The following is a 14,175-nucleotide window of genomic DNA, read 5'->3' on the forward strand; positions in this document are numbered from 1 at the left end:
ACCAAAACGAGAGGCGGTTGGTCAGCGCGCAACTTTTGGTAAACGAAGATGCGGTGAAAACGAGTAGGGCGGGACTGGGTTGCGGCCGGGGATGGGTGCGGGGTGGAAATAGAGGGTGGCAGAGACTGGATGCGTCTGGAGGTTGAGGGTGGAAACGAAACGAGCGGGCCAGATGGTCTGCTCGTTTTTGCTAGGAACGGCCGTATGGGAATAGTACCAGCACTTGAAAAGAACAAGGCAATGGTTATGGCTAACTAGATTGGACGTTTTAACTGATTAAAGTCGGCTTCTGGTTTAATTAAGTCGGCTAAGGCAATCCAGTCAACTTAATAAAGTGATATGGCCTGAAGGCCAAGTGACCGGGTAGTTGTTACAGAGGCCTTAACTTGTCCAATCAAATTCCCATTCTCAATTGCTTCTCATGAAAAACCTATTCCTCCGCAATGCTTCAGTGGTGTTGCTGCTGGCGGGCATGGCGCTGGCCGGCTGTTCGAAAAAGCCGGATGCCTGCTTTACCATTGAAAAAGGCCAGCCCAGCTCCAAAATAAATGACGAGGTGGAGGTTAGCGCGGCCTGCAGCACCGACGCCGACCAGTATGTGTGGGACTTCGGCGACGGCTTCAGTACGACCGGGGCCAAGGCCAAGCACAAGTACAACGCCGTGGGGCAGTTCACGCTTAAGCTGACTGCTAAAAACGACAGCAAGGAATCGACGACCAGCAAGCAGGTGACCATTGTGCCCTAACCCGGCCACCAAACGAGATGCAAAAGGCCCGTTCATAAAGCGGGCCTTTTGCATGTGGCGAGGTTGCTCAATGGGGTTCAAGGACCGGCCGCATTTTGAGGTATAGGGTGGAAACGAAACGAGCGGACCAGATGGTCCGCTCGTTTACGGAGAAGTGGGTAGTGACAAGCCGCCGGTTAAAATTGGAGCTTGAGGTGCTGAATGGCGGCCTGAATTTGCTTTTGCAGGGTCTTGGCTACCATGGACGCTTCTTCCCGGCGTGCGGCCTGGTAGTTGAGGGCGGCAGGGGTGTCGGCGGTCTCTTCCCACTTCCGGAGCTCGGCCAGGGTGTCGAGCCGGCTGATTGAATCGGCAATGGCGACGTAGATGGTGGGCCACAGCGCCGGGGCGGGAGCAGCCGTGGCGGTCAAGGCAGCCTGCAACTCGAGCAGCAGCAAGGCCACGTCGGCTAGCTCGCGCAGCAGCACGGCTTCTTCGGGCTCCAGGAAACGGGGCTGCCGGTCAATGACGCACAGGGTGCCCACGGCTTCGCCGGCCGTGGTGAGCAGGGGAAAACCGGCGTAGAAGCGCAGGCCAAGGGCGCCCACGGCGGTAGGGTCGATGAGGGTGCAGGGCCGGTCGGCCAGGTCCATGAACATGGTGGTCTCGTCGCTGAGAACGGCCACCGAGCACAGGCTCTCGTCGCGGGGCACCCGCTCGGGGACGCCCTCCAGGCCCGAGTTGCCCCGAAACCAGACCGTATCGGACTCGACCAGCGAAACCAGGGCAATGGGCACCTGAAACAGCTTGCCCGTGAGGCGCACGAACTCGTCGAAGAAAGGGGCATCGCCAGCTACTTGGTAGGCTTGCAAGGCAGCCAGACGCTGGCCCTCGTTGGGGGCAAACAGGTGGGAAGGGGTGGGCATAAAGAAAAGCGGGAGGCAGGCCACCCGTACTGGGAAATGACCGCACGGAGGGACTTATACCGGGGGTAAGCCGGGATTGTTCGGCCGATGCGCGTTTGCTTCGGGCGACTCGCCAACGGCCAGGGGGCTGCCGACCACCGGTGAGGGCGTAGGAGGGGAATGCAGTGTGCGGGTTAGACAACGGATTTAACAATCCGTAACTTGCGCCGCCCTGCCCATAGCGCAATACTTAACCCCTGCCATGTCGCTGCCTGCTGAGAAAATTCTGTCCTTGGAAGCGCAAAACGCGGCCCTGCGCGAAGAAATTCGGCGGCTGGGGGCCGGGCAAGTGGTGGCGCGGGCGCACCAGGCCGAGTCGGACGACCAGGAGCAGCAGCGGGAACGGTTCCGGACGGTGTTTGAGAACTCGCCGTTCGGGCAGAAAATCATTACGCCAGACCTGACCATCCGGCAGGCCAACCGAGCGGTGCTGGAGATGCTGGGCTGTGCCGGCGAAGCGGACCTAGTCGGGCACAAAATTCAGGAGTTTGCCCACCCCGATTACCAAGCGGACTGGGCATTTTTGCAGGAGCGGCTGTAGAGCCACCAGCTGCCGAGCTTCACGCTGGAAACCTGCCTGGTACGCAAAAACGGAACTTCGTTCTGGTGCCAGGTCACCTCGATTCGCTTGCCGGACGGGGAGCTGGGCTATACGCAGCTGGAGGACATCAGCGACCGCAAGGCCCTGGAACTGTCGCTGAGGCGGCTACACGACGCGCAAGAAACCATTCTGTACGTGGTGACGCACGATTTGAAAGCGCCCATTGGAAACATCCAGCTGCTGGCCGACCTGTTGCAGCGTCAGGTGGACGCGGCTACGTTTGTGACGGACAGTGCCAAAGACACGGCCCAGTACCTGGCCCTTATCCGCCGGGCCTGTTCCGACGCCAACAAGATGCTCCGCGACGTGCTGCTGCTGGGCTCCCTGGAGGCGCACCCGCTGGAAAAGGAGCCCACCGACCTGGGCGCCTTCCTGGCTGCGCGGCTGCAGGTGCACCACCTAGCCGCGCAGGACAAAAGCCTGGACCTGACCCTGGCCCTGCCACCGCAGCCGGCCAACCTGAACGGGGACCTGTTTGGGCGGGCAGTGGACAACTTGGTGAGCAACGCGTTGAAGTTTACCCCGGCCGGAGGCCGGGTGACCGTGGGGCTGCAGGAAAAAGAAGGCCGCGTGCTGCTGACGGTACAGGACAACGGCATTGGCATTCCGGCGGCGCTGCAGCCCGGCCTGTTCGAGAAGTTTAGCCCCGCGGCCCGGGCCGGCGTGGGGGGCGAGGCGGCTACCGGGCTGGGGCTGTTCATCACCGGCCAGATAGTGCAGCGGCACCGCGGTAAGCTGTGGGTGGAAAGCCGAGAGGGCGAGGGCACCTGCTTTTTTATGGATCTGAACTGAGTTCAACGAAGCGGGCTACGCCCGAAACTGGCGCTGGAAGTGGAGCTTGAGGATGGTATCGAGCTTTTCCTTGGTGAGGGGCTTGCTGACGAGGCCGGCAATGGGCAGGGATTCGATGCGGCCGAGGTCGACGGAGTTCATGGAGGCGGTGTGCATGACGATGACCACGGCCTGCTGGCGTTCCTCTGGCAGTTTCTGGTAGGCCTCGACAAAGGCCATGCCGTCCATGCCGGGCATCTTCACATCGAGCAAGACCAGCACCGGACTGGTGGGGTGCGCCTCGGCCGCGAGGTCTTGCAGGGCCGCCAGGGCATCGGTGCCATCGGTGGCGGCGAAGTAGCGGTCGGCGACCTGGAGTTGCTTGAGCAGGCGTTCGTTGAGGTCGTTGGTGCGCGGGTCGTCGTCGACCAGCAGCACGCTAGAGAGTTTTATCATGGGCAGAGCGAAGCGCGGGGTCCCGGAAAGGTGGGCCGGACGGCGCCGGGTGGGTTAACCCCGGGGCGCAAAACTAGTGCCCCACGGGTTAGGTCAGTTCGATGAAAAAGGTGGTGCCTTCCTTTTCGCGGCTTTCGAGCCAGATGGCCCCGCCGTGGAGCTCGACGATTTGCTTGGCAATGAACAGACCGAGGCCGGTGGTGACTTCGCCGTTGAGGCCGGCGCGACGGGTGGGGTTGAACTTGTCGAACAGGTTGTTGTGGAGCTTGCCGGGGATGCCGATGCCCGTGTCCTGCACCGTAAGGCGCAGCTTGCCTTCGTGCTCATTGACGCCCACGGTGACGGTGCCCCCGGTGGGCGTAAACTTGAGGGCGTTGTGCAGCAGGTTGTCGAGCACGCGGCCAAACTTTTCGGGGTGCAGGCTGACCTGCACAGGCTCGGGGGGCAGGTCCAAGGCCAGCGCGATGCCTTTTTCCTGGGCGGCGAGGCGGTGCAGGTCCAACTGCGTGGTGAGGTAGGCGCTGAGGTCGGTGGGGCGCTTCTGCAGGCCGTTCTCGTCGAGGTCGCCCACGTAAAGCACGTCTTCGAGCAGGGCGTGGGCGTGGGCGCAGGAGCTTCGGATGAGGCCCAGGTAGTGCACCATTTCCGGGGGCGGGGGCGCCTGGCCGGCACGACTGTCCACTTCGCGCTGGAGCAGGTCGGTGAGCAGCTCGATGTGGGCGATGGGCCCCTTCAGGTCGTGGGTGGCCAGCTGCAGGATGGTTTCCTGGGCGTCGTAGACGCGCTTGAGCTTTTCCTCCAGGTTTTTGCGGTCGGAAATATCCTCGAGAATGGTGTAACCCAGCTCCCCGTCTTCGTCGGGAAACAACACCGAGTGCACCTGGCACCAGAACGAGGAGCCGTCTTGGCGTATCATGCACGTTTCAAGCGTGAAGGCCGGCAGTTTGTGTTCCCATAGGCGTCTTTGCAGGTCCTGCCAGTCGGCGCGGTGGTCGGGGTGGGAAAACTCCATGATTTTGCGCCCCACCAAGTCTTTCACGCTGGCGCAGCCCAACATCTGGACCACGGCCGGGTTGGCCTGCCGGATGACCAGGTCGGGGGTGATGATTTTCTGGCCGAGCGGGGCGTTTTCAAACACCGTGCGGAACCGCTCCTGACTTTGCTGGTAGCGCTCATCGGCCGGGCTGGGGGTCGTGCGTTTTGGCTTGGGGGCGTCGGGCTTCTGGCGCGCGGCCTTTTTTTCAGGGGCGGGCGTAGCAGAAGGCTGGGCGGGGGTGGAAGCTTTGGGCATAAGGCGGGAACAGTGTGCAGGGGATGGATTAGGCAACGGCAAACCCCGGGGCGTAGGATGGACCAACGCTTCGGGCAGCATGCTACCGCAAGTAAGCTGCCGGCGGACCTACTGCGCGGCCGGGCTCGGTGAAAAGTGCTCTTGCAGCACCTGATTGACTTTGTCGCGGGTAAGGGGCTTGGTGAGGTAGCCGGCGATGGGCAGGCCCTGCATCAGCGCCACGTCGTGGGGGTTGAGGGAGGTGGTGAGCATGATGATGACCACCTTGGGATTTTCCCATGCGGGCCGCTGCGCGTAGGCTTGCAGGAACTCGAAGCCGTTCATGCGCGGCATGTTCATGTCGAGCAACACCAGGGCCGGGCAGGTGGACGAGGTGGGCCGCTCGCAGTGGGCGTGCAACAGGTCGAGGGCTTGCTGGCCATTGACGGCCACCAGCACTTCGTCGCTGACGGCCATGCGCCGGAGCAGGGCTTGGTTGAGGTAGTTCGTGGTGTCGTCGTCGTCAACGAGCAGGGTGCAGGAAATGGACGCCATGGACTTAGGAGGGGACGAATTCTGGGAAGGGGGCGCCGTCGGTACTGGCGGCGTGGGGCAGGAACACAAAGAAGGTGGTGCCGGCCCCAAGCTGGGAGTGCACCTCGATGCGGCCACCGGAATTTTCGACCATGCGCTTAATCATATAGAGGCCGATGCCGGTGCCCTCGACGTGGTCGTGGAAGCGCTGGAACATGCCGAAGAGCTTGGGCACGTGGGCGGGCGCGAGGCCGAGGCCGTTGTCGTGGACTTCGAGCACGGTGTGGCCGTCGCGCACGTGGGCCCGCACGTCGACGCGGGGCGGGCGGTCGGGCGAGTGGTACTTGACGGCGTTGCTGAGCAGGTTGTAGACGATGCTGCGCAGGTTCTTTTCGGAAAACTCGATGGCGGGCAAGGCCGGCACGTCGACCACCAGCTTGGCCCCGGCGGCGTGCAGGAAGGGCGCCAGGTCCTGCCGCACGTCCTCGATGACGGCGGCCAGGTTGACCGGGGCGGTGGCGGGCGCGTGCTCTTTCTGCAGCTTGGACACCTCGGTGAGGTGGTCGATGGTGCGCTTGAAGCGTTCGACCGCATCCAGCATGCGGGTCAGCGTGGGGCCCACGGCGGCGTCGTGGGCCACGGCCGCGGGCAGTTCTTCCTGCAGCAGGTAGAGCAAGCCTTCAATGTTGGAGATGGGGGCCTTGAGGTCGTGGCTGGCCGTGTAAATAAAATTGTCCAGGTCGACGTTGGTGCGGGTGAGCTGCTGGTTGGAGGCCGCCAGCTCCGCGGCCAAGGCGCGGGCCTGCGCCCCGCCTTCTTCCACCACGCGCCGGGCCTGCACCTGGTCGGTGACTTCGTGGGCAAAGACCAGTACCCCGTCCACTTCGCCCCGGGCGTCGCGGCGGGCCTGGTAGGTGAAGGTCCAGTAGATTTCCTCCAGGGGGCCCCCGTCGTGGCGGGCCAGCATCAGCGGCAGCTCCTGGGCCACGAGGGTTTCGCCCGTGTCGTACACGCGTTGCAACTGGCCGAGGAGCAGGGGGGCATCGGCCAGTTCGGGCAGGGCGTCGAGCAGGGGCTTGCCCAGCAGGGCGCGGCCGGGGAAGATGCGCTGGTAGGCCGGGTTGACGAGCTGGTACACCAACTGGGGGCCGTCGAGGATGACAAGGGGGGCCGGCGCCTCCATGAACAGAGCGTGGAGCTGCTGGCGCTCGGCTTCGCGCTGCTGGCGGGCGAGGACTTGTTCGGTGACGTCGAAGGCGAAGACGGAGACGCCGGCCACCTCCCCGCGTTCGCGGTAGGCCTGGTAGGTGAAGTTAAAATAGCCGGGGCGCGGCTCGTGCCCCGGGGCGGGCTGCGCCGCGAAGGGCTGCTCGTGCCCGAAGTAGGTCTCGCCGGTCTGGTACACTTGGTCCAGCAAGGCGATGTAGCCCTGTGCGGCCATTTCCGGGACGGTGTCGGCCGCGTCCCGACCCAGCAGCTCGCGGCCAGGGAAGAGGGCCTGATAAGCGGGGTTGACGTACTCGTAGCGGTGGGCGGGGGCGCGCAGCAGGGCCACCACGGCGGGCGTTTGCTCGAATATCTGGTAGAGCAGCGCGCGCTGGTCGGCCTGCTGCTGGGCGGCGACCAGCAGGTCGGCCTGCAGGGCTTCGCTGTGCCGGCGGGCGAGCACCTGTTCGGTGACGACATAGGCAAAGACGCACACGCCCACCACTTGGCCGTCTTCGCGGTAGGCCTGGTAGGTCAGGTTGTAGTAGTCGGACCGGGCCATGGTGCCGGCGGTGGCCTCAATGGTGAGTTCCAGCTCCTGGCCAAAGTAGGTTTCGCCGGTCTGGTAGACGCGGTCCAGCAGGGTGATGAAGCCCTGCTCCACCGTCTCGGGCAGGGCCTCGGCGACGGCGCGGCCGGGCAGCTCGCGGCCGGGGAACTGCTGCTGGTAGGCCGCGTTGAAGTAATCGTAGCGGTGCTCGGGCCCGCGCAGGATGCAAATAAGGGCGGGGGTTTCGGAGAACACCTGGTACAGGGTGCCGCGCTCCTGGACCTGGCGTTGGGTGGTGGCCAGCACCTGGGCTTGCAGGGCTTTGTTGTGCCGGCGGTCCAGCACCTGCTGGGTCACGTCGGTGGCGAAGGTGGAGATGCCCACAATTGCGCCGTTTTCGCGGTACGCCTGGTACGTGAAGGTGAAGTACCGCTGCTTGAGTTCGCCGTCGGGCTGCGCGACGCGCAGGGGCAGCTCTTCCCCGAAGTAGGTCTCGCCGGTGCGGTAGACGCGGTCGAGCAGGGCCACGACGCCGCTGTCCACGGTTTCGGGCAGGGCCTCGGCCACCGGGCGGCCGAGAAACGCGCGGCCGGGGAAAAACGCCTGATAGGCCGCGTTCACATATTCGTAACGGTGGTCGGGACCGCGCTGCAGGCAAATGGCGGCGGGGGTTTCCTCGAACACCCGGTAGAACGTGTCGCGCTGCTGCACCTGCTGCTGCGCGGCGGCCAGCAGCTCGGCTTGCAGGGCCAGCGCGGCCTGCGTGCGGGCCTGCACCCGGGTTTCCAGCTCCTGGTTGAGCTGCTGGAGTTGCTGACGGGCCCGCACCTGCTCGGTGACCTCGGTGCCGACGGTGAGCAGGCCGCGGATGCGCCCGTCTGGCCCGTGCTGGGGCAGAAAGGCGAAGTTCCAGTACACGTCCTCCAGTTGGCCGTGGCGGTGAATGCGGGTGGCTTGCTCGGACGCCGTGTAAGGGTTGCCGGTGCGGTACACGTACTCGAACAAGGCCACGACCTCGGGCGTGGCCGCCTCGGGCAGGACCTCGAACACGGACCGGCCCAGCACGGCGTCGAGGGGGCGGCCCCAAATGGCCAGCGTGGTGGCGTTGGCCATTTCCACCCGGAACTCGGGCCCGTGGTACACGGCCACGGCCATGGGGGCTTGCTCGAGGAGGTGCCGGATTTCGGTGCGCTGCTGCGCGGCGTCGGCGCGGGCCGCCCGCTCGCCGGCCTGGCTGTCGCGCAGCTGCCGCTCGGCCAGGCGGCTGGCCGTGATGTCCTGCACGGACTGAATGATGAACTGCACCTGCCCGTGGGCGTCGAGTACGGGCGTGTGGCGCGGCTTCCAGTGGCGCTCCACGAACCGGCCGGGCTGCGCCGGGTCGGGTACGTCGTAGTGCTGCGGGGCCATCTCGTGGGGCCGGCGGGTGGCCAACACGGTTTCCAGCGAGGCCCGCACGTTGGTTACGCCATCCGCCTCGGGGATTTCGGGGTTGTCGGGAAAGGCGTCGAAGATGTACTGCCCCACGATGACGGCCCGCTCGGTGAGGGTGGCGGCCAGGTAGTCGTCGCTGGCACCCAGAATCACCCAGTCCGGCGAGAGCAGCAGCGTGGCGCCGGGCTGGGCGTTAAAGATGGACAGGGAGTCGGGCGGTGGCATTGAGGCAGCAATAGGGTCGAGGTTGGCAATACGGGAATTGAAGGTATATGATTGGTGCTGGGGCAAAAAGAAACGAGCGGACTAGAGGGTCCGCTCGTTTTGGTTTAGGGAAAGGGAGGCCGCTTTAAGGTGCGCGTTAGGGTTAGCGCTTGACCTGCTCAATGGCGGCCTGAATCTGTTGTTGCAGGGTTTTGGTTACGACAGCCGCTTCTTCCCGGCGGGAGACCTGATAAGACAGGGCCGCGGTTGTATCGGGCGCGTCTTCCCACTGCAGAAGCTCGGCCAGAGTGTCGAGGCGGCTGAGGGACGTGCCGATGGCGGTGTACACGTCGGCCCACAACGCCGCCGGCGCGGGGGCTGACGTGCTGGCCAGGGCCGCCTGCAGGTCGAGCAGCAGCAAGGCCACGTCGGCCAGCTCGCGCAGCAGCCTTGTTTCGTCGGGGGCCAGCACGCGGGGCTTGCGGTCGATGACGCAGAGGGTGCCCACGGATGCGCCGCCCGCGGTTTGCAGGGGGGAGCCGGCGTAGAAGCGCAGGCCGAGGTCGCCGACGGCGGTGGGGTCGATGAGGGTGCAGGGCTGGTCGGCCAGGTTTTCAAACACGGTGGTTTCCTCGCTCAGGATGGCCACCGAGCAGAGGCTCTCGTTGCGGGGTACCCGCTCGGGGGATTTGTTCAGGCCCGAATTGCCGCGAAACCAGACGGTGTCGGCCTCCACTAATGAAACCAGGGCAATGGGCACCTGAAACAGTTTGCCGGTGAGGCGCACAAACTCATCGAAGAAGGGGGCGTCGCCGGTGACGCGGTAGGCTTGCAGGGCCGCCAGGCGCTGGGCTTCGTTGGAAGCAAGCAGATGATGAGAGGTAGCCATTAAGCGAAAAGAAAAAAGAGGGCGAAGGGAGCGACCGTGAACCGGCCAAAATACACAACCCGGGGGACGTCCCTTTGTTGTTTTGCTACCAAGGGTCTGGGGAACGAAGGGCCACCAGTCAGCGCCGGCTAACTGCCGTGGAACCGGGTAGCTTGTTGCCTGGGGTTGCGTTAGCGTGTTGAGTAAGTGGTCGGTATAGAGGGCGCAGGGGGGAGCGGGCGGGCCTGCATGCAATGAACCATGCCCGATGAGGCGGCGTCCTAGGGGAGCGCAGCCTAGTTGGCCTGGGCGAAAAGCGATAGTTTCGCGAGGCGGCGTGTCCGCACGCACGCGTTTCGCATTATTTTTGCGGCCCCTCCACTCCTTTCCACTAATCAATTTTGCTATGACAACTGATACCTCACACGAAACCGCCCGGCTGGCGGCGCTGAAGCGCTACGACATCCTGGACACCCCGCCGGACGGCAGCATGAACCGGCTCACCGCGCTGGCTTCGAAGATGTTCAACATGCCCATTGCCATCATCAGCATGGTGGATGAAGACCGGATTTGGTTTAAGTCGCTGCACGGACTGGAGGCGGAGCAGATTGACCGGGGCGGGGGACTGTGCGACTCGGCCATCCTGTCGGAGGACGTCTACATTGTGGAAGATGCCCGCAGCGACCCGCGCACGCTGACCAACCCGATGGTGGTGGGGGAAATGGGGATGCGCTTTTACGCCGCTTCGCCCCTGACCACGCACGACGGCCACCGCCTGGGCACGTTCTGCCTCATCGACCAGAGGCCCCGCTACCTGAACCAGGAGCAGCAGCGGATGCTGCAGGACCTGGCCGCCATTGCCATGGACGAGATAGAGCTGCGCCTGGCGGCCCGCACGGCCACGGCAGCCAGCACGCGCCGGGTAGCCGAGCTGGAACGGGAACTGGAGCTGTCCCGGAAGCAGGCTTAACAAAGCCAACCGGGCCCACGGCCTCCGTTTAGGCCACTTCCCGAAGCCAAGCCACGGCCTTGGCTTTGGTGTCGAAGAATTGATACGAGAGCACGGACGCTTTGGCTTCGTGCATGACCTGTGCCATCGAGAGCCGGGCAAGGACGTCGTGGGCCAGTAGAACGGCGCGGAGAAGGCCTTCGGGACGTTGGCGGGAGGCATCTTTGGCTACCGGCCGCTTATTTATCCGTAGTACGGGAACGGCCTCAGCGGGGGAGACGGCTTTTGTGGAAATAAGCAACGGTTCCCCGGGCCCCTGACGCCGAAAAAAGCCATCCATGCTGTGGGTGGCTTTTTTTTGCACTCGGCTATGGGTGCCAGAAAAAAGAGCCAGGTCCCTTGACAAGCTGGATTGCGGGCTAGCCTTCCCTTACTTCTATGCCTACCACTTCCGATTCACTCCTGGTTTCCAAACGGCCAAATACGTGACCTTGGTGCGGCTGCGCTACTTCGAGGCGCTGAGTTACGGGGAAGTGGCCACGCAGCAGCAACTACCGCTGGGCTCGGTGAAGGCCCATCTGCACCGGGCGCGGGCGTTGCGGGCGGAATTGCTGCAGGGAAGCGCGGAAGGACGGTGGGGCCGCTTACTTTTGCGGCCATGCATTCCCCCATCAATCTTCCCTCTCGCACCATTACCTTTCGCCCGGACCTGCAGGTGATGGTGGTGCGCTGGCACACCCAGGCCGATTTTGCGGTGGTGCAGGCGGATTATGCCGCGATGCTGGCGGCGGCTGAGGCGAGCGGGTTTACCAACTGGCTGCTGGACGTGCGCCGCCGGGATAGGGCCGCGGTGGAGCGCAGCGCCTGGGTGAGCCAGACGTTTTACCCGGGAGCGGTGGCGCAGCTGAGCCCGCGCCGGCTGCGCGTGGCGGTGTTGAACTCGCCGGCCCTGACGGCGGCCTTTCGCACCGACCCAGAGCTGCAGCAGCACGTGGCCTACAGCACAGACCCGGCGCGGCCGTACGACATTCAGCTGTTTGCCGATGAAGGGGGCGCCATGAGCTGGCTGAGTCCGCTGCTGGGCTAGGGAGCCCCGCAGCGGCTAAGCCACCTGCGTCAGCCACGCCACGGCCGATTCTTCGGAGGCGAAGACGCGGTAGGTCAAGGCCCCGGCTTTGGCTTCCTGCAGGGCCTGGGCGCTGGGAAGGCGGGCGAACTCGTCGGGGGCCAGCAGGATGGCGCCGTAGAGGCCGCGGGGGCCTTGCTGGGCGGGGTCGAGCCAGTGGTTTACTATCCAGAGGCTTTCTTCCTCGGTGAAGGGGGCCATCAGGCGCTGGTCGCCGAGCATGCGGTGCCACCCGCGGCGCGTGAGCAGGTTGCGGGTGTGCGTGAGCAGGGCCTGCAGGTGGTGAAATGTGCGCGGGCCGGAGTGGTACTGGAAAATGACGAAGCCGTCGGGGTGCTCGAGCACGCGGCCGGTCGAGTTTTCAAAGTATATTTTCGGCGTAGCGGGTGGAATCATAATAGAGGTAACGGTGCCGGCGGGCTGCTTAGACTGAGCTAGGCTACGGCTGGCATAGCTGGCGGATAGGTTACAAAAATACGGCTGGGCCAGGCAGAAGTTAAGACGGTGCCGAAGCTCGGGCGGTTTAGGCTACTTGCAGGAGCCACGCGGTGGCTTGCGCTTCGGTTTCGAAGCGGCGGAAGTGCACGGCGGCGGAGTTAACCTGCTGCACCACCTGGCCCATGGCCAGGCGGGTGAAGACGTCGGTGGCCATGACCACGGCGCCGTACAACCCATTGGGGTGGTCGGTCGAGGCGTTGCGCCAATGGTCTACTATCCACGCGACTTCTTCGGGGGTATAGGGGGCGAGGAGGCGTTGGTCGGTCAGGAAGCGGTTCCAGCGGTTGAGTTCCAGCAGCCGGCGGACTTGGGTGAGTAGCGTCTGCAACTCGGAGAACTTGCGCGGGCCGGTATGGAACCGGCACAGCGCGTAGCCGTCGGGGTGCCCGTAGAGGCGGCCCACGGCGTTTTCGAAGTAAAGCCGAGGGAAAACTGGGGACAATGAGAAGAGAAAGAGGTAGCGGTGCCGACGGCAAAGGTGCGAAGGGATGGCGAGCCCGGGCAAAAGAAAAGCCTTTTCGATGGGGAAAGGGCATTCTTTAAGGTATAGATAGAAAGGTGTGGCTGTAACGGGAAGCTAAGCGGCACGGTTGCGAAGCTCCCGCTCGACGTCGTCGGCCATGACGCCGGCTCTGGCGACGGCGGCGCGAAGCTGCTCGGGGCTCAGGTAATGGCGGAGCAGCCCGTAATTAGCGTCTGCGACCGAACGGGTATGGTCTGAGTTGAGCTCGTTGATGGGCGCCAGTGGATACCAGTTCTCGTATTTTTACCTGATTCTCCCTTTTCTCATTTGCTATGCGTCTATTACTACTCACTTTTTACCTGGGTTCTTTTCTGCTGGATGCCTTTCTGAGCTGCTCCGGCACTCCAGCTCCCGCGAAAACCATGCGCTTTACGCTTGACGGCTCGGTGTATGATGGGTCCGCAAACCTTTCTGCATTTCCATTACCCGATAGCATCTACGTAAGAACTTCCATCTATCCGCCCGCGCCTGCTCCTTCCCTGGGCATCAGTTTAAAATTCCCGAAGGCAGTGGGCACCTACAACCTGACCAGTCCGGCGGCTGGTAGCGCTAGCTTCGCAACGTATGGCTCGGGGACGAACACCCAAAACAACACTACGGAAAAGTACTATGCCGGAATTAAAGCCGGAACGGTGTACGGCAGCGGCACCGTTACGGTCGATAGTTATACCAAAGGCACCATGAAGGGCACGTTCAAATTCACAGCCCAACACCTTAGCTCCGCTGCTACCAAAACCGTTTCCAATGGAAGGTTCAGCGTAAATGTGCAATAACGAATTGCCGCATAGCAGAAAAGCCCGCATTGCCTGATTGGCAATGCGGGCTTTTCTGCTTCAAGAAGGTAGGGGCCGCGTTTTCCGAGCCCACCTTTGCTCAACGCAATCTAGTGGCGTGGGCAGCTCAAGCGCAGATTAGCGACTTTAACCCGTTGTACGGATGTGTAAATAGCTGACTATCAAAGGATATTCGGACAGTTAGGAGCGGAGTAAGAAGCACCTGCGGTTCTTGACCACCGACAGTAAGTGCAGAAATTTTGCAATAAAAAGCCCTGGGTACACACGTGCTCGGGGCTTTTATATTAGAAGTCTGGCAACAATTATTTAGCAGTGCTGCGTAACTCCCGCTCGACGTCATCGGCCATGACGCCGGCTTTGGCGACGGTGGCGCGGAGCTGCACGGGGGGCAGTTGAAGTGCTGGGTTAGGTGCTGTGGACGAGGGCAAATAAGATGGTGGAGCGGGTGACGCGCAAGGCCTCGGCGGGCTGCTGGGCGAGGTAGGTGTCGGCGACGTATTCGAGGAAGTCATCCATCCCAAGCAGGTGGAGCTGCTGGCTGGGAACCGTGAGGGGATAAAGGTCGCGGCCGTGGAAGTCGCGCTGGAAGGTGAAGGTGATGGCGTCGGGGGTGGGAGCAGTGAGTTTGACGGCGAGGAGGAATCGGACGTTGGTTTCGGGCTGCATGGCGGGGTTGGTAAGTGCTGGGTAATGGATTACTGC

At 63.4% G+C, this 14,175-nt stretch carries 17 protein-coding genes; 7 read left to right on the top strand and 10 right to left on the bottom strand.

The annotated features are described in order from the left end of the window. Positions 1-421 precede the first annotated feature (421 nt). A complete protein-coding gene (locus ACP7AJ_RS16125) occupies positions 422-745 on the top strand; it encodes a PKD domain-containing protein (protein ID WP_426061242.1) in 324 nt (107 codons plus the stop codon). 176 nt (positions 746-921) lie between these two features. On the opposite strand, the gene ACP7AJ_RS16130 is transcribed toward ACP7AJ_RS16125, so the two are convergent. Further along, positions 922-1,650 carry a GAF domain-containing protein gene (locus ACP7AJ_RS16130; protein WP_426061243.1) on the bottom strand — a complete coding sequence of 243 codons (729 nt, stop codon included), beginning with the start codon at positions 1,648-1,650 and terminating at the stop codon, positions 922-924. A 241-nt stretch (positions 1,651-1,891) separates the two neighbouring features. Between ACP7AJ_RS16130 and ACP7AJ_RS16135 the strand changes: the two genes are divergently transcribed. Further along, entirely contained in the window at positions 1,892-2,230 is a 339-nt protein-coding gene (locus ACP7AJ_RS16135; RefSeq protein ID WP_426061244.1) for a PAS domain-containing protein, read from the top strand. An 87-nt stretch (positions 2,231-2,317) separates the two neighbouring features. Then, entirely contained in the window at positions 2,318-3,082 is a 765-nt protein-coding gene (locus ACP7AJ_RS16140) for a sensor histidine kinase (protein ID WP_426061245.1), read from the top strand. Positions 3,083-3,097: 15 nt separating this feature from the next. Here the strand turns inward: ACP7AJ_RS16140 and ACP7AJ_RS16145 are convergent, their stop codons facing one another. From ACP7AJ_RS16145 to ACP7AJ_RS16165, 5 genes are all read right to left on the bottom strand, one after another. Next, positions 3,098-3,517, bottom strand: a complete 420-nt coding sequence (locus ACP7AJ_RS16145; protein WP_426061246.1) for a response regulator — start codon at positions 3,515-3,517, stop codon at positions 3,098-3,100. Positions 3,518-3,605: 88 nt separating this feature from the next. After that, positions 3,606-4,808, bottom strand: coding sequence for a PAS domain-containing sensor histidine kinase (locus tag ACP7AJ_RS16150; protein ID WP_426061247.1), 1,203 nt, complete (start codon positions 4,806-4,808; stop codon positions 3,606-3,608). 108 nt (positions 4,809-4,916) lie between these two features. After that, the gene (locus ACP7AJ_RS16155; RefSeq protein ID WP_426061248.1) at positions 4,917-5,342 is read right to left on the bottom strand and encodes a response regulator; all 426 of its coding nucleotides are present in this window, start codon (positions 5,340-5,342) and stop codon (positions 4,917-4,919) included. 4 nt (positions 5,343-5,346) lie between these two features. Beyond that, the gene (locus tag ACP7AJ_RS16160; RefSeq protein ID WP_426061249.1) at positions 5,347-8,736 is read right to left on the bottom strand and encodes a PAS domain-containing protein; all 3,390 of its coding nucleotides are present in this window, start codon (positions 8,734-8,736) and stop codon (positions 5,347-5,349) included. 142 nt (positions 8,737-8,878) lie between these two features. Continuing rightward, positions 8,879-9,604 carry a GAF domain-containing protein gene (locus ACP7AJ_RS16165; protein WP_426061250.1) on the bottom strand — a complete coding sequence of 242 codons (726 nt, stop codon included), beginning with the start codon at positions 9,602-9,604 and terminating at the stop codon, positions 8,879-8,881. A gap of 385 nt (positions 9,605-9,989) precedes the next feature. On the opposite strand from ACP7AJ_RS16165, the gene ACP7AJ_RS16170 reads away from it, so the two are divergent. Further along, positions 9,990-10,553, top strand: coding sequence for a GAF domain-containing protein (locus tag ACP7AJ_RS16170; protein ID WP_426061251.1), 564 nt, complete (start codon positions 9,990-9,992; stop codon positions 10,551-10,553). Positions 10,554-10,581: 28 nt separating this feature from the next. Here ACP7AJ_RS16170 and ACP7AJ_RS16175 read toward each other — a convergent pair whose 3' ends face one another. Beyond that, a complete protein-coding gene (locus ACP7AJ_RS16175; protein ID WP_426061398.1) occupies positions 10,582-10,896 on the bottom strand; it encodes a hypothetical protein in 315 nt (104 codons plus the stop codon). On the opposite strand from ACP7AJ_RS16175, the gene ACP7AJ_RS16180 reads away from it, so the two are divergent. Together ACP7AJ_RS16180 and ACP7AJ_RS16185 are read left to right on the top strand one after the other, a co-directional pair. Continuing rightward, positions 10,871-11,251 (top strand): sigma factor-like helix-turn-helix DNA-binding protein, encoded by a 381-nt coding sequence (locus ACP7AJ_RS16180; RefSeq protein WP_426061252.1) that lies wholly within the window; start codon positions 10,871-10,873, stop codon positions 11,249-11,251. The two genes, ACP7AJ_RS16175 and ACP7AJ_RS16180, sit on opposite strands and share 26 nt — an antisense overlap. After that, positions 11,191-11,619: a hypothetical protein gene (locus ACP7AJ_RS16185; protein WP_426061253.1), complete on the top strand. Its 429-nt coding sequence runs from the start codon at positions 11,191-11,193 to the stop codon at positions 11,617-11,619. The genes ACP7AJ_RS16180 and ACP7AJ_RS16185 overlap by 61 nt, the downstream gene beginning before the upstream one ends. Before the next feature lie 15 nt (positions 11,620-11,634). Here the strand turns inward: ACP7AJ_RS16185 and ACP7AJ_RS16190 are convergent, their stop codons facing one another. After that, on the bottom strand, positions 11,635-12,054 hold the full coding sequence (locus tag ACP7AJ_RS16190) for a hypothetical protein (protein ID WP_426061254.1): 420 nt from the start codon (positions 12,052-12,054) through the stop codon (positions 11,635-11,637). A 127-nt stretch (positions 12,055-12,181) separates the two neighbouring features. Continuing rightward, the gene (locus tag ACP7AJ_RS16195) at positions 12,182-12,598 is read right to left on the bottom strand and encodes a hypothetical protein (RefSeq protein ID WP_426061255.1); all 417 of its coding nucleotides are present in this window, start codon (positions 12,596-12,598) and stop codon (positions 12,182-12,184) included. A 353-nt stretch (positions 12,599-12,951) separates the two neighbouring features. Here ACP7AJ_RS16195 and ACP7AJ_RS16200 point away from each other — a divergent pair, with 353 nt between their 5' ends. Then, positions 12,952-13,452: a DUF6252 family protein gene (locus tag ACP7AJ_RS16200; protein WP_426061256.1), complete on the top strand. Its 501-nt coding sequence runs from the start codon at positions 12,952-12,954 to the stop codon at positions 13,450-13,452. A gap of 426 nt (positions 13,453-13,878) precedes the next feature. On the opposite strand, the gene ACP7AJ_RS16205 is transcribed toward ACP7AJ_RS16200, so the two are convergent. Further along, positions 13,879-14,139 carry a hypothetical protein gene (locus ACP7AJ_RS16205; RefSeq protein WP_426061257.1) on the bottom strand — a complete coding sequence of 87 codons (261 nt, stop codon included), beginning with the start codon at positions 14,137-14,139 and terminating at the stop codon, positions 13,879-13,881. Positions 14,140-14,175 lie beyond the last annotated feature (36 nt).

The organism is Hymenobacter sp. B1770, from assembly GCF_049896385.1.
In the GTDB taxonomy this organism is placed as follows: Bacteria; Bacteroidota; Bacteroidia; order Cytophagales; family Hymenobacteraceae; genus Hymenobacter.

Coding starts and splice junctions, on each gene's coding strand:
- ACP7AJ_RS16200 (WP_426061256.1), top strand. CDS start 12,952: ATGCGTCTATTACTACTCACTTTTTACCTGGGTTCTTTTCTGCTGGAT.
- ACP7AJ_RS16165 (WP_426061250.1), bottom strand. CDS start 9,604: ATGGCTACCTCTCATCATCTGCTTGCTTCCAACGAAGCCCAGCGCCTG.
- ACP7AJ_RS16155 (WP_426061248.1), bottom strand. CDS start 5,342: ATGGCGTCCATTTCCTGCACCCTGCTCGTTGACGACGACGACACCACG.
- ACP7AJ_RS16180 (WP_426061252.1), top strand. CDS start 10,871: ATGCTGTGGGTGGCTTTTTTTTGCACTCGGCTATGGGTGCCAGAAAAA.
- ACP7AJ_RS16130 (WP_426061243.1), bottom strand. CDS start 1,650: ATGCCCACCCCTTCCCACCTGTTTGCCCCCAACGAGGGCCAGCGTCTG.
- ACP7AJ_RS16145 (WP_426061246.1), bottom strand. CDS start 3,517: ATGATAAAACTCTCTAGCGTGCTGCTGGTCGACGACGACCCGCGCACC.
- ACP7AJ_RS16205 (WP_426061257.1), bottom strand. CDS start 14,139: ATGCAGCCCGAAACCAACGTCCGATTCCTCCTCGCCGTCAAACTCACT.
- ACP7AJ_RS16150 (WP_426061247.1), bottom strand. CDS start 4,808: ATGCCCAAAGCTTCCACCCCCGCCCAGCCTTCTGCTACGCCCGCCCCT.
- ACP7AJ_RS16160 (WP_426061249.1), bottom strand. CDS start 8,736: ATGCCACCGCCCGACTCCCTGTCCATCTTTAACGCCCAGCCCGGCGCC.
- ACP7AJ_RS16185 (WP_426061253.1), top strand. CDS start 11,191: ATGCATTCCCCCATCAATCTTCCCTCTCGCACCATTACCTTTCGCCCG.
- ACP7AJ_RS16135 (WP_426061244.1), top strand. CDS start 1,892: ATGTCGCTGCCTGCTGAGAAAATTCTGTCCTTGGAAGCGCAAAACGCG.
- ACP7AJ_RS16190 (WP_426061254.1), bottom strand. CDS start 12,054: ATGATTCCACCCGCTACGCCGAAAATATACTTTGAAAACTCGACCGGC.
- ACP7AJ_RS16125 (WP_426061242.1), top strand. CDS start 422: ATGAAAAACCTATTCCTCCGCAATGCTTCAGTGGTGTTGCTGCTGGCG.
- ACP7AJ_RS16170 (WP_426061251.1), top strand. CDS start 9,990: ATGACAACTGATACCTCACACGAAACCGCCCGGCTGGCGGCGCTGAAG.